Annotated in this window: 16 protein-coding genes; 2 read left to right on the top strand and 14 right to left on the bottom strand. The window is 69.6% G+C overall.

The genetic code is table 11. The annotated features are described in order from the left end of the window. Positions 1-70: 70 nt before the first annotated feature. The 5 genes from ASC61_RS15550 to trpC form a co-directional block, all read right to left on the bottom strand. The gene (locus ASC61_RS15550; RefSeq protein WP_056213401.1) at positions 71-811 is read right to left on the bottom strand and encodes a VIT1/CCC1 transporter family protein; all 741 of its coding nucleotides are present in this window, start codon (positions 809-811) and stop codon (positions 71-73) included. A gap of 58 nt (positions 812-869) precedes the next feature. After that, positions 870-1,736 carry a prolipoprotein diacylglyceryl transferase gene (lgt, locus tag ASC61_RS15545; RefSeq protein WP_056213399.1) on the bottom strand — a complete coding sequence of 289 codons (867 nt, stop codon included), beginning with the start codon at positions 1,734-1,736 and terminating at the stop codon, positions 870-872. 5 nt (positions 1,737-1,741) lie between these two features. Beyond that, positions 1,742-2,539 carry a tryptophan synthase subunit alpha gene (gene trpA, locus ASC61_RS15540; RefSeq protein WP_056213397.1) on the bottom strand — a complete coding sequence of 266 codons (798 nt, stop codon included), beginning with the start codon at positions 2,537-2,539 and terminating at the stop codon, positions 1,742-1,744. Then, positions 2,536-3,759: a tryptophan synthase subunit beta gene (gene trpB, locus ASC61_RS15535; protein ID WP_056213396.1), complete on the bottom strand. Its 1,224-nt coding sequence runs from the start codon at positions 3,757-3,759 to the stop codon at positions 2,536-2,538. Before trpB ends, trpA begins: the two co-directional genes overlap by 4 nt. Before the next feature lie 62 nt (positions 3,760-3,821). Continuing rightward, positions 3,822-4,628: an indole-3-glycerol phosphate synthase TrpC gene (gene trpC / locus ASC61_RS15530; protein WP_056213394.1), complete on the bottom strand. Its 807-nt coding sequence runs from the start codon at positions 4,626-4,628 to the stop codon at positions 3,822-3,824. Positions 4,629-4,852: 224 nt separating this feature from the next. On the opposite strand from trpC, the gene ASC61_RS15525 reads away from it, so the two are divergent. Both ASC61_RS15525 and ASC61_RS19475 read left to right on the top strand, forming a co-directional pair. Continuing rightward, positions 4,853-5,131 (top strand): DUF4190 domain-containing protein, encoded by a 279-nt coding sequence (locus ASC61_RS15525; protein WP_056213393.1) that lies wholly within the window; start codon positions 4,853-4,855, stop codon positions 5,129-5,131. 46 nt (positions 5,132-5,177) lie between these two features. Beyond that, positions 5,178-5,606 carry a DUF4190 domain-containing protein gene (locus ASC61_RS19475; RefSeq protein WP_082530709.1) on the top strand — a complete coding sequence of 143 codons (429 nt, stop codon included), beginning with the start codon at positions 5,178-5,180 and terminating at the stop codon, positions 5,604-5,606. 30 nt (positions 5,607-5,636) lie between these two features. Here the strand turns inward: ASC61_RS19475 and ASC61_RS15515 are convergent, their stop codons facing one another. Genes ASC61_RS15515 through hisF form a run of 9 tightly spaced genes read right to left on the bottom strand, consistent with a single transcriptional unit; the run spans position 5,637 to position 12,878 of the window. After that, on the bottom strand, positions 5,637-6,071 hold the full coding sequence (locus ASC61_RS15515; protein WP_082530708.1) for a DUF2752 domain-containing protein: 435 nt from the start codon (positions 6,069-6,071) through the stop codon (positions 5,637-5,639). Further along, on the bottom strand, positions 6,068-6,589 hold the full coding sequence (locus ASC61_RS20300; protein ID WP_082530707.1) for a DUF4190 domain-containing protein: 522 nt from the start codon (positions 6,587-6,589) through the stop codon (positions 6,068-6,070). The genes ASC61_RS15515 and ASC61_RS20300 overlap by 4 nt, the downstream gene beginning before the upstream one ends. 34 nt (positions 6,590-6,623) lie before the next feature. Then, the gene (locus ASC61_RS20395) at positions 6,624-7,283 is read right to left on the bottom strand and encodes an RDD family protein (RefSeq protein ID WP_082530706.1); all 660 of its coding nucleotides are present in this window, start codon (positions 7,281-7,283) and stop codon (positions 6,624-6,626) included. Between the two features lie 10 nt (positions 7,284-7,293). Next, a complete protein-coding gene (locus ASC61_RS15500) occupies positions 7,294-7,497 on the bottom strand; it encodes an HGxxPAAW family protein (RefSeq protein ID WP_056213386.1) in 204 nt (67 codons plus the stop codon). A 37-nt stretch (positions 7,498-7,534) separates the two neighbouring features. Next, entirely contained in the window at positions 7,535-8,110 is a 576-nt protein-coding gene (locus ASC61_RS15495; RefSeq protein WP_056213384.1) for a Trp biosynthesis-associated membrane protein, read from the bottom strand. Continuing rightward, a complete protein-coding gene (gene hisI, locus ASC61_RS15490; RefSeq protein WP_200935468.1) occupies positions 8,107-8,445 on the bottom strand; it encodes a phosphoribosyl-AMP cyclohydrolase in 339 nt (112 codons plus the stop codon). Before hisI ends, ASC61_RS15495 begins: the two co-directional genes overlap by 4 nt. Before the next feature lie 23 nt (positions 8,446-8,468). Then, entirely contained in the window at positions 8,469-10,280 is a 1,812-nt protein-coding gene (locus ASC61_RS15485; protein WP_056213382.1) for an ABC transporter ATP-binding protein, read from the bottom strand. Next, positions 10,277-12,127, bottom strand: coding sequence for an ABC transporter ATP-binding protein (locus tag ASC61_RS15480; RefSeq protein ID WP_082530704.1), 1,851 nt, complete (start codon positions 12,125-12,127; stop codon positions 10,277-10,279). Before ASC61_RS15480 ends, ASC61_RS15485 begins: the two co-directional genes overlap by 4 nt. After that, entirely contained in the window at positions 12,117-12,878 is a 762-nt protein-coding gene (gene hisF, locus ASC61_RS15475) for an imidazole glycerol phosphate synthase subunit HisF (RefSeq protein WP_056213377.1), read from the bottom strand. The genes ASC61_RS15480 and hisF overlap by 11 nt, the downstream gene beginning before the upstream one ends. Between the last annotated feature and the right edge of the window lie 35 nt (positions 12,879-12,913).

The following is a 12,913-nucleotide window of genomic DNA, read 5'->3' as shown; positions in this document are numbered from 1 at the left end:
CTCGTACCGGGGACGACGTTGGCCTCGGACAGCATCACAAGATTACACGGCTACGCCGTCGGGCGCCGCATCAGCCGATGGCGCTGCCCACCGCGTCGCCCACCAGGTAGGTCAGCCCGGCCGCGGCGCCGCCCAGCAGGAGCTGCCGCAACCCGCCGAACCACCACGAACGAGCCGTGATCCGGGTGACGACCGCACCGCACGCGAACAGCGCCACGAGCGACAGCGCGATCGCGAGCCACGGCGACTCGATGCCGAGCAGGTAGGGGAACACCGGGATGACCGCGCCGAGCGCGAACGCGAAGAACGACGACACCGCCGCCAGCATCGGCGACGCCAGGTCGTCGACGTCGACGCCGAACTCCTCGCGCGCGTGCACCTTGACGGCGTTCTCCGGGTTGCGGTGGATCTGCGCCGCCATCTCGCGGGCGACGTCCTCGTCGACACCCTTCTCGACGAACATCACCGCGAGCTCGGCCTCCTCGGCGGTCTCGTTGTTGAGGATCTCGTCGCGCTCGATCTCGACCTGCGCCAGCGCGAACTCGCTCTGGCTCGCGACCGAGGTGTACTCCCCCGCCGCCATCGAGAACGAGCCCGCGGCGAGGCCGGCCAGTCCCGCGAGGACGATCGGCTTGGTGTCGTTGGCGCTGCTGCCGCCGACGACGCCCATGATCAGGGCGAAGTTGGACACCAGCCCGTCCATCGCCCCGAACACGGCCGGCCGCAGCCAGCCGCCGGTGACATCGGGGTGCTCGTGCTCGACGTGCGCAGGATCAGGCAGGGGTTCGACGCTCTCGACTGCTTCGGTCATGGTGAAAACGTACGTCCGACCATGCGCCGCCGTCACCGAAGGTCAGGCTTTCCTGACGTCAGCGGGCTTCTTCGGTGTCGGTCGACTCGTCGGCGGTCTCCGCGGCGTCGGTGACCGGCTCATCTGGCCGGGCACGGTTGCGGGTGACGACGAAGTAGGTCGCCGCGACCGCGAACACGATGATCGACGTCCACACGTTGAGGCGGAAAGGGCCGATGTGGTTGGCCTCGTCGATGCGCAGCGCCTCGATCCAGACGCGACCGGACGTGTAGAGCATCGCGTAGAGCGCGAACGCACGGCCGCCGGTGAGCTTGAGCTTGCGGTCGATCGCGATGATCAGGGCCGCCGCGGCGAGGTTCCACAGCAGCTCGTAGAGGAACGTGGGGTGGAACGTCGCGAACTGCGTGTAGCCGTCAGGGCGCTTGTCGACCGCGATCTCGAGCCCCCACGGCTTGGTCGTCGGCTTGCCGAACAGCTCCTGGTTGAAGTAGTTGCCGATGCGGCCGATCGCCTGCGCGACCAGCAGGCCGGGCGCCAGGGCGTCGGCCACCGAGGAGAACGACACCCCGTAGCGACGGCAGCCGATGTAGGCACCGAGTGCACCACCCGCGATGGCGCCCCAGATCCCGAGGCCGCCCTCCCAGATCTTGAATGCGTTGAGCGGGTGCTTGCCGTCGCTGAAGTAGAGCTCCGGGTCAGTGGCCACGTGGTAGATCCGGGCGCCGACGATGCCGAACGGGATCGCCCAGATGGCAACGTCGCCGATCACACCCTGCCGGCCGCCGCGCGCCTGGAACCGGCGCTCGCCGATCATGATCGCGACGATGGCGCCGATGATGATGCCGAAGGCGTACGCCCGCAGGGGGATCGGCCCGATGTCCCAGACGCCGTGCGACGGGCTGGGGATGAATGACGCGACGCTCACGTGATCTAGGTCCTCTCGACGCCGGCGCGCAGGTCCTGGGCCAACCGGCGGATAGCCTCGAGCCCGGCGGACTCGTCCTCGGCATCCAGCAGACAGCGTACGAGGGCGGACCCCACGATGACCGCATCGGCGAACGCGGCGACCTCGCGGGCCTGGTCGCCGTTGCTGACCCCGAGGCCCACACCGACCGGCTTGTCGGTCACCTTGCGCAGTCGCGCCACGAGCTCGGGCCCGAGCGCGCTGGTCTGCTCGCGGGCGCCGGTGACGCCCATGACCGCAGTGGCGTAGACGAATCCGCTCGCCGCCTCCGCCGTCATGGCGAGACGTGCGTCGGTCGAGGACGGGGCGACCAGGAAGATGCGGTCGAGGCCGTACTGCTCCGACGCGGCGACCCACTCGCCGGCCTCGTCGGGGATCAGGTCCGGCGTGATGAGGCCCGCTCCCCCGGCGTCCGCGAGTGCCTCGGCGAACCGGTTGACACCGAAGCGCTCGACCGGGTTCCAGTAGGTCATGACGACCGTCGGCGCACCCGTGGCGGCGCTGGCGCGTACGACGTCGATGACGTCGGTCGTACGCGTGCCGGCTCGGAGCGCCTGGTCGGCCGCGGCCTGGATCGTCGGGCCGTCCATCACGGGATCGCTGTAGGGCAGGCCGACCTCGACGAGGTCGACACCGCCGTCGACCATCGCCTCGATGGCCTTGACCGACAGCTCCTTGGACGGGAATCCGGCCGGCAGGTAGCCGACGAGAGCCGCACGATTCGCCGCTCGGGTCCTGACGAAGAGCTCGTCGATCGCACTCATTCCTCGACCCCCTGCTCGAGGACGACCGGCTCGTCGATCAGCCCGAAGTACTCCGCCGCGGTGTGCACGTCCTTGTCGCCGCGGCCGGACAGGTTCACCAGAATGGTCGAGTCGGGGCCCAACTCCTTGGCCAGCTCCAGGGCACCGGCCAGCGCATGCGCCGACTCGATCGCCGGGATGATGCCCTCGGTCTTGCAGAGCAGGTCGAACGCCGACATCGCGGCCGCATCGGTTGCGGGTACGTACGACGCACGGCCCGTGTCGGCGAGGAACGAGTGCTCGGGGCCGACACCGGGATAGTCGAGTCCTGCGGAGATCGAGTGCGACTCGATCGTCTGGCCGTCCTCGTCCTGCAGCAGGAACGACCGCGCGCCGTGCAGCACGCCGACGTCGCCGCCGGTGATCGTCGCCGCGTGCCGTCCGGTCTCGACACCGTCACCTCCGGCCTCGATGCCGACGAGCTTGACGTCGGCGTCGTCGATGAACGCCGTGAACAGGCCGATCGCGTTGGAGCCGCCGCCCACGCACGCCACAGCGGCGTCGGGCAACGTCCCGGTGAGCTCGAGGACCTGGGCGCGCGCCTCGTCGCCGATGCCGCGCGTCAGGTCGCGCACCATGCTCGGGAACGGGTGCGGACCGGCAGCGGTGCCGAACAGGTAGGACGTGGTGTCGACGCTCGCGACCCAGTCGCGCAGGGCTTCGTTGATCGCGTCCTTCAACGTACGGCTGCCGGTCGTGACGGGCACGACCTCGGCGCCGAGCATCTTCATGCGTGCGACGTTGAGCGCCTGGCGTTGCGTGTCGAGCTCGCCCATGTAGACGACGCACTCGAGGTCGAGATAGGCGCACGCCGTCGCCGATGCCACACCGTGCTGCCCTGCGCCGGTCTCGGCGATGGCCCGCGGCTTGCCGATCCGCTTGGCGAGCAGCGCCTGGCCGATCACGTTGCGGATCTTGTGGGCACCGGTGTGGTTGAGGTCCTCGCGCTTGAGCAGGATGCGGGCGCCGGCGGCCTCCGAGAAGCGGTGCGCCTCGTAGAGCGGGCTCGGGACGTTGGCGTACTCGCGCAGCATGCGGTCGAGCTCGGCCATGAAAGCCGGGTCGGCCTTGGCGTCGGTCCACGCCTTGTCGAGCTCGTCGAGCGGGGCGATGAGTGCTTCGGGCATGAAGCGGCCGCCGAAGCGTCCGAAGTGCCCGGTCGGGTCAGGTTGCGCGTACATGGGTCCTCTTGATGGTGGAAGCGGCAGGGCGAAGGCGCGTCACCGTCGGAACGATGACGCCTCTACCAGCGGTGCTGCAGGGCGGGGTGAGCGCCCGCTGCGACGAGGTCCGCCACGCTCGCGCGGGGATCGTCACCGCGTACGAGGGTCTCGCCGACCAGGACCACGTGAGCGCCGAACTTGGCGTACTCGATGACGTCGTGCGGACCGCGTACGCCGGACTCGGCGACCTTGACGACGCCGTCGGGGATGCGCGGGGACAGCCGCTCGAACGTGCCGCGGTCGATCTCGAGGGTCTTGAGGTTGCGCGCGTTCACGCCGATCAGGTCGGCGCCGGCGTCCACCGCGCGATCGACCTCGTCCTCGTCATGGACCTCGACGAGTGGCGTGAGCCCGATCGACCGGGCTCGCTCGATGAGGCTCTCCAGCGCGATCTGCTCGAGGGCTGCGACGATCAGCAACGCCATGTCGGCGCCCGCTGCCCGAGCCTCCCACAGCTGGTAGGAGGTCGTGATGAAGTCCTTGCGGAGCACCGGGACGTCGACGTTGGCGCGTACGGTCCGCAGGTCGTCGAGCGTGCCGCCGAACCGCCGCTGCTCGGTGAGCACGCTGATCGCGGCGGCGCCACCGGCGGCGTAGTCGGCAGCCAGTGCGGCGGGGTCCTTGATCGCGGCGAGCTCACCCTTGCTGGGGCTGGCTCGCTTGACCTCGGCGATCACCGAGACGCCGTCGCCGCGGAACGCCGGCATCGGGTCGAGTGCTTCCTTCTGACGAGCGGCCTGCGCCTTAAGATCGTCGAGGGAGGTCTGGTGCATGCGCTCGCGGAGGTCTTCGGCGGCGCCGGCCAGGATCTCGTCGAGTACGGACACGGAACCCCTCCTCCTCACTCGCAGTGGACTTCTCAAGAGTATCCCCGGCGCGGCTCGTGTCTCGCAGGGGTTCCCCGGAGTCGTCGTGTCACTATGCTCTCGGCATGACGACGAACGAGCCGCCGCCGTACCCGGGCGAGGACAATCCGCCCAGCAACGACCCCGCGGCCCACGGTTCGCGCCGCATCCAGGGCCAGCCGGTTGCACTGTGACGGACGAGTGACGTGAGCGGCGAAGGGACCGGCGTTCCCACCAATCCCAAGGCGGTCTACAGCGTGGTCTTCGGTGCGGTGGCGTTCCCGTGCCTGTTCATCTACCCGTTCCTCGCGTTCGCCGTCGCCGTGCCGTCGGTGACGTGTGGCGTGTTCGCTCGCCGGGAGATCCGGGACTCGAAGGGCACGGAGGGCGGCGACATGACCGCGGTCATCGGGCTCACGATCGGGGTCACGACGATCGCGTTCGTGATCCTCACGTGGCTGATGTCGCCGTACTTCAGGGATTGAGTCCCGGCAGACTTGCACCGCCGCGTCACGCCCCTATGCTCGCGGGATGACGAACGAGCCACCCGCCCACCCGGGCGAACCCAACCCGTCCACCACCGGCCTGCCGAGCTACGGCTCCACCCCACCGCCGCCTGAGGGTTCGTACCCTCCGCCGCCCGGGAGCCAGCCGCCAGCACCAGGCGGCTACGGCAACTACGGACAACCGCCACGACAGAACCAGCTGGCGCTCTGGTCGATGATCGTCGGCATCCTGGCCGCCGTGCTGGGTCTGATCGGCGCGTGCGGGGTGATCTTCGGGCCGGTCGCCATCGGGCTCGCGATCCCGGGTCGTCGTCAGGTCGCGGCTTCCCAAGGCACCCAGAAGGGCGCCGGCATGGGCACCGCGGGACTCGTGCTCGGCATCGTCGGCACTGCGCTCTCGGTCCTGTGGATCATCCTGTTCGCGACGGGCGTGCTGGACCTCCCCCAGGTCTGATCCCGGCCGCGGGATCCTGGCGGGCCGTGCTCAGGGAGCGAGCCAGGATCCCCAGGGGGTGTTGCGAACGACCCCGAACGCGAGAATGACAGCGATCAGGGCGAGCCCCGCCGGCAGGGTGAGGGTGATCATCGAGTCGACCTTGCCCCGCACACGGCGTACGACCCAGAGAACCCATGCCGCAGCCAAGGCGCCCACCAGCACCACCGCGAGCAGATTGCTGCTCAGGGCGCCGACCACGTCGCCACGCGTCAGGTCGTTGACGGCCCGCAGGCTGCCGCACCCCGGGCACGGCTTGCCGGTGAGGGTCAGGAACGGGCAGTAGCCGTAGGACCCCGAGTCGTGCGGGTCGCGGAGGTGCAGGAGGACGGCGGCGCCGAGACCGGCCGCGCCGAGCAGTGCCGGAGCGCGAAGACCAGACGCCACCACGCGGCGCCCGACCTCGGCTCTCGGCGTGAGCGTCACCAGTTGTAGACCTCGGACAGGACGAGCAAGGTGATGATCGACGCCTGGACCAAGGTGCCGACGACGCCGGTGATCAAGCCGGCCGTCGCCATGCCCTCACCCGTCTCGGCGCCGTTGCTCCGCTTGATGTCCTTGCGGCCCAGGACCGACAAGATGATGCCCGCCGGGCCGATGATCAGGCCGAGGTAGCAGAACACGATCGAGACGATCCCGAGGATCATCCCCCACAGTGCCTTCTGGTTGGTCCGCGGCGCCGGGGCGTAGCCGTAGCCATAGGGCTGTTGACCGTAGGCGGGCTGACCATAGGCGGGTTGACCGTAGGCGGGTTGACCGTAGGCGGGCTGTCCATAGGGCTGCTGCCCATATCCCGGCGGTGGCGGCGGCTGCTGCTGCCCATATGCCGGGGGCGCCTGCCCGTACCCGGGAGGAGTCGGCTGCTGGCCCGGAGGCGGAGGCGGCTGCTGGCCCTCAGGGTCGTCAGATCCCGGATAGCTCGGGTACTGCGGTTGATCGCTCATGTCATGTCCCTGGTCGGCGTGCGTCGGACGAGCATCAGCTGGTCCGGATGACGATCGAGCTGACGACCTTGTCGTGCAGCGACTGGTTCTTGTCGTCCCACAACGGCCACAGGTAGTCGAGCAGGACGATGATGAAGCTGACAAACGGCACGAAGCCCATCACCAAGGTGATCCCCCAGCGGCCGAATCCTGCCCCGACTCCGATGGGATCCCCGTGCGCGGCCCGCACGACCTGGATGCCGACGACCTTCTTGCCGAGGCTCTGGCCCATGGTCCCCTGCCGGAACACGCGATTCCAGATGTCGAACGCAAGGTAGAGCAGTGCCGTGAGGACCAGCACGAGGATTCCTGCGCCGCCCACGTTGGAGATCTCGTCCGTCACAGGATCGATCTCGGAGTCCTTGAACGTGAGAACAAGGCCGATCACCAGCGGAACGAGGATCACGCCGAGCAGGATCAGCCCGTCGAGCAGGTAGGCGCCCACACGGGACCACCAGCTGGCAAGGAACGGCGCGGGCCCGGTCGGGAAACCTGCGCCGTAGGCCGGCGGGACCTGCCCGTACGCGTACGACGGGGGCTGGCCGTATCCCGGAGGCGGCGCCTGACCGTATCCGGGAGGCGGAGGCGACTGCTGGCCGGGCTGGGCCCCTTCGGGTCCGGGGTAAGGCGGGTACGCCGGCGGCTCGTTGCTCATCGCGTACGCCTCAGTGCTCGGCGTGTTCGGCGCGGTCGACGCCGAGTCCCGCGGCGGCCATGAACTTGCCGACCAGGCCCGAGGCGAGCGTCACGACGCAGCCGACGATGAACCAGGTCCAGTGCGGGTCGGGAATCAGCGCGACGCCACCGATCGTGATGCCGGCGAGGCACAGCAGGACGGCGGTCCAGGCGGCGGGCGATGATCCGTGCATGGGTGGTTTCTCCTCGTGGTCGTGATCTGCGCTCAGACTACTGGGTGGGATCGCGACCCTCGTCCAACGCCTTCCACATCTCGGCGTCGGACTGCGGAGCGGTGACCGCGGGGCGTGCGGCGGGGGCGTCGTAGCGGCTGCTCATGGTGGGCCACACCGCTCCGAGGCGAGCGGTGATCCCGCCCAACGAAGCGGCCAGGAGGAACGCAACCGCCGCGACCCATTTCCAGGCCGACGTCGTGAAGTCGTGGTCGCCCGTGCCCGTGTAGGCAGGCGACTCCTTGACGGCATGATCGACCGCATGGTCGAGCGACGAGCCGCCAAGGAGCACGACGACCGCTGCGGTGAGCGCGACCAGGACCGTGAACCCGCCGACCACACGACGTACGCGGGGCGAGGAGGCCAGGACCGCCAGCGCCGCTGCGACAACGACCAGCGCCAGTGCCGAGACCAGTGGCTGGGCGTCGGACCCGGTCACGTCGACGGAGTCCGACGGCAGCCCGTCGGTCGCGATCTTGACGTGTGCCCAGGTGCGGGACGCGGCGAAGAACGCCAGTCCGCCAGCCGCGAGCGTGCCGAGCACGACGGGCGCGTAGAGACGGCGCGAATTCACAGCAGCCGGTCCGCGTCGAAGCACGTGCGCGCACCCGTGTGGCACGCCGGCCCGGTCTGATCGACCAGCACCAGCAGCGTGTCGCCGTCACAGTCGAGCCGGACCTCGCGCACGGCCTGGGTGTTGCCGGAGGTCTCCCCCTTGACCCAGTAGGTCTGCCGGCTCCGGCTCCAGAACGTTCCGCGTCCGGTCGTCAGGGTGCGATGGAGCGCCTCGTCATCCATCCAGCCGACCATGAGCACGTCGCGGCTCTCGGCGTCCTGGATCACGGCGGTCACGAGGCCTTGCGCGTCGCGCTTGAGGCGCTCGGCGATGGCGGGGTCGAGGGAGCTCACGCCCACCAGTGTCTCAGGCCGCCTCACACGGGGTCGACGGCCGGCTGGTGCGTCGAGAGCGATGCCTGGGCGACCCAGCTCGCGTGCAGCCGGGCGTAGACGCCACCGAGCCCGACCAGCTCGGCGTGGGTCCCGTCCTCGACGAGCCGGCCGGCATCGAACACCAGGACCCGGTCGGCGTTCTCGGCGGTCGACAGCCGGTGCGCGATCGTCACGCTGGAGCGACCGTCGAGGAGCCGGTCGAGGGCACGAGTCGCCCGGAGCTCCGTCTGGGGGTCGACCGCGCTGGTCGCCTCGTCGAGCACGATGAACTCCGGGTCGGCGAGCGCCGAGCGTACGAGGGCGACGAGCTGCCGCTCCCCCGCCGACAGCGACTCACCACGCTGGCCGACCTGCGAGTCGAGCCCGCGTGGCAGCGAGGCGTACCAGTCGGACAGCCCCAGGCGGTCGAAGACCTCGAGGAGCTCGGTCTCGGTCGCGTCCTTCTTGCCGTAGAGCAGGTTGTCGCGCAGCGTCGCGTCGAACAGGAAGCCCTCTTGGGGCACCATGAGGACGTGCCGGCGAAGGTCGTCGAAGGACACCCGACTGATGTCGGTCTCCCCCAGCCGCACCACGCCGACAGTCGGGTCCATGAGCCGGGTCAGCAGCTTGGCGAACGTCGTCTTGCCGGACCCGGTCTCGCCGACGATCGCGACCCGCTGGCGCGGCGCGATCTCGACGTCGATGTCCTTGAGCACGTCGGGGCCGCCGGGATAGGCGAAGGTCACGCCCTCGAACCGCGCGCCGAGCACACCACCGGGCAGTGTCGTGCCGGCCGCGCCGGGGTCGACCACATCGGCGGGAGTGTCGAGCAGCTCGATCACGCGCCGCCACGACGCGATCGCGTTCTGGGCGTCGGTGAGAACCTGCGTGGCCATCTGGACCGGCCCGACGAACAGGCCGACGAGGAACGCGAACGCGATCACGGTGCCCATCGACAGCTGGCCGGACAGCCCGATCGCCACACCGAACGCGATGACCGCCGCGTTGGCGAGCCCACCCGCGACGCCCGCGGAGGCGAACGTGACGGCGACGAGCTTCTGGGCCCGGACGTTGGCGTCGAGGTTGCGGCCGATGCCGGCATCGACCCGTTGCTGCGTGCGACGCTCGATCGCGTAGGCGCGCACGACCGAGGCGCCGACCACCGGCTCGGCGATGACCGCCAGCATCTCGCCCACGGTGCCACGCACGATGTCGTAGGCGCGGCTGAGCCGCTCGGCGAAGTACTTGAGGCTGATCGCCAGCGGGAGGAAGCACACCCAGACGACGATCGTCAGCTGCCACGAGAACCACGCCATGATCGCGGTGGCCACGACGATCTGGCCGAGGCTGACGACCATCATGATGCCGGTGAACTGCAGGAACTGGGACACCTGGTCGATGTCGGACGTGACCCGCGAGACCAGGACACCGCGCCGCTCGGCGTTCTGGGTCAGCATCGACAGGTCGTGGACGTGACGGAACGCGTCGACGCGCAGCTGGGCCAGGCCGCGCTCGCTCGCGACGAACAGGCGTACGCGCATCCAGTAGGCCAGCAGACCTGAGACGACGATGATGCCGAGCGCGGCGAGCAGGTAGCCGGCGACATCGCTCAGCTCGGTGCCGTTGCCCTTGCCGAGACCGGAGTCGACCGTCTGCTTGATGACGATCGGGATGACCGAGCCGCCGATCGTGCTGAGGATCGCCAGCAGCAACGTGAGGCCGAGGCCCTCCTTGATCGCCGGCGACAGGGCGAGACCGCGACGCAGGATCGCGATCCCGGTCAGCCGGCCTTCTTCGGCCTGGCGCTCGCTCATGACTCCACCCCCCGGGCGTGGTCGTAGGCGTTGACGAGGTTGCGGTAGTCGGCCGAGCGGGCCACCAGCTCGTCGTGGCTGCCCCGATCGGCGATGACGCCGTCCTCGAGGAACACCACCTCGTCGGCGAGCGCGATCGTGGCCTTGCGGTAGGCAACCACGAGCACGGTTGGCCCGTCGTCGTCGGCCGTGTGTGCCGCCAACGCCTTGAGGATGCGCTGCTCGACCTCGGGGTCGACGGCGCTCGTGGCGTCGTCCATCACCAGCAGGCGTGGCCGACGTACGAGTGCCCGCGCCAGCGACAGACGCTGCCGCTGGCCGCCGGACAACGTCGTGCCGCGCTCGCCGAGCTCGGCGTCGAGACCGGCGGGGAGACGTGCGACGAACCCGTCGGCCTGGACCGTACGCAGAGCGGCCCAGACGTCCTCGTCGGAGAAGTCGCCGCCGAGGGTGACGTTCTCGCGGACGCTGTCGTCGAACAGGAACGTGGCCTGCGGGACGACTGCGATCGCCTTGGCGAGCTCGGCATGGCTGAGCTCGCGAATGTCGTGCCCGTCGACGCGGATCGCGCCGTGCTGCGGGTCGACGAGGCGGGTCAGCAACGACGTCAGCGTGCTCTTGCCGCTGCCGGTCGCGCCCACGACCGCCACGACCTTGCCGGGCTCGACCTCGACGTCGATGCCCCGCAGGACGTCCCGGTCGCCGTCGGCGTAGCCGAACGTCAGGCCGTCGATGTCCAGCGCCACGGGTCCGCCGCCGGGCAGCGCTCGCGAGCCGTAGGCCATCGAACCCTCGGCATCCAGCACGGACGACACCCGCTCCCAACCGACGACGCTGCGCGGCAGCTCACCGAGGACCCAGCCGATCGCTCGTACGGGGAAGGCGACGACCGTGAAGAGGTAGGCCACCTGGACGACGTCTCCGGGGTCGGCCGCACCGCTGGCCACTCGCCCGACGCCGAGCACGATCACGAGGAGGATGCCGAGGTTGGGCAGGGCTTCGAGCAGCGGGTCGAACATGCTGCGGATGCGACCCACGGCGATGTTGGCATCGCGCAGCTCGTGGGTGACCTTGGTGAATCGCTCGGTCTCGTCGGCTTCACGGCCGAGGGACTTGACGACCAGCGCACCGTCGAACGACTCGTGCGCGACCGAGCTCACGTCACCGCGCAACGACTGGGCGTACGACACCTTGGGCGACAACCAGCGCTGATAGAACACGTTGATGGCGAACAACGCCGGGAAGACGATGAGCCCGACGATCGTCAGCACGACGTCGGCAGCCAGCATCGCGACGATCGCGGCGACCAGCATCGCGATGACACCCACGGCCATCGGCAACGGCATGAAGACCGACCAGGTCGCCTCGACGTCGGCATTGGCGTTGGAGAGCAGCTGTCCTGTGGGATGACGGTGGTGCCACGCCATCGGCAGGGAGAGGTACTTGCGGGTCACCCGGCGGCGGTAGTCGGCGATCAGGCGGTAGAAGACGACGCCGCCGATCAGCCGGCGGCCGATGACGCCGAGACCGCGCAGGATCGCCACGGCCAGAAACAGGGCGATCGCACCGGCCAGCGCGCCCTTGGCGATCTCGCCCCGGGCGAACGACGGACGGATCACGTGGTCCGTGGCCCAGCCGAGGACCCACGCATCGGCGACGGTCATGGCGCCGTAGAGGACGCTGCCGATCACCGAGAGGGAGAACAGGAAGCGCTGCTCACGGATGCCCTGGCCGAGCAGGGCGAACCCGCGGCCGGTCACATGGGTGTGGTCGGTCGTCCCGAGGTCACGCTCGTCCGGATCGGGTGGCGCTGCCGAGGTGGGCTCGGCCGCCGTCCTATCGGACACTGTGTCCTGCTGCTCGCAACGTCTCTTTCACCTGTCCGATGGTCAAGTCGCCGAAGTGGAACACGCTCGCGGCGAGCACTGCGTCGGCGCCGGCCTCGATGGCCGCTGGGAAGTGCTCGAGCCGGCCGGCGCCGCCACTCGCGATGAGTGGCACTTGTGTAACGCCACGGACCGCCCGAATCATTTCCAGGTCGAAGCCGTCCTTGGTGCCGTCGGCGTCCATCGAGTTGAGCAGGATCTCTCCGGCACCCAGCTCGGTGGCGGTGCGCGCCCACTCGACGGCGTCGAGGCCGGCAGACGTACGGCCGCCGTGCGTGGTCACCTCGAAGCCGCTCGGCTGCTCGCTGCTGCGCCGCGCGTCGACGCTCAGGACCAGGACCTGGTTGCCGAATCGGTGGGCGATCTCGGCGATGACCTCGGGCCGGGCGATCGCGGCGGTGTTGATGCCGACCTTGTCCGCTCCGGCGCGCAGGAGCCGGTCGACATCCTCGGGCGTACGGACGCCGCCGCCGACCGTCAGAGGGATGAAGACCTGGTCGGCGGTGCGGCCGACGACGTCGAACGTCGTCTCGCGGCTGTCGGACGACGCCGTGATGTCGAGGAACGTGAGCTCGTCGGCGCCCTCGGCGTCGTAGACCTTGGCCATCTCGACGGGATCGCCTGCATCGCGCAGGTTGACGAAGTTGACGCCCTTGACGACCCTGCCGTTGTCGACGTCCAGACAGGGGATGACGCGTACGGCGAGGCTCACCGGATGAGCCTATCCCTCGGCACGGACGCCTCATC

It is taken from the genome of Aeromicrobium sp. Root344 (assembly GCF_001425755.1).
Classification (GTDB): Bacteria; Actinomycetota; Actinomycetes; order Propionibacteriales; family Nocardioidaceae; genus Aeromicrobium.
Note: the sequence above shows the minus strand (reverse complement) of the source record. Positions and strands in the feature narration are given on the sequence as shown.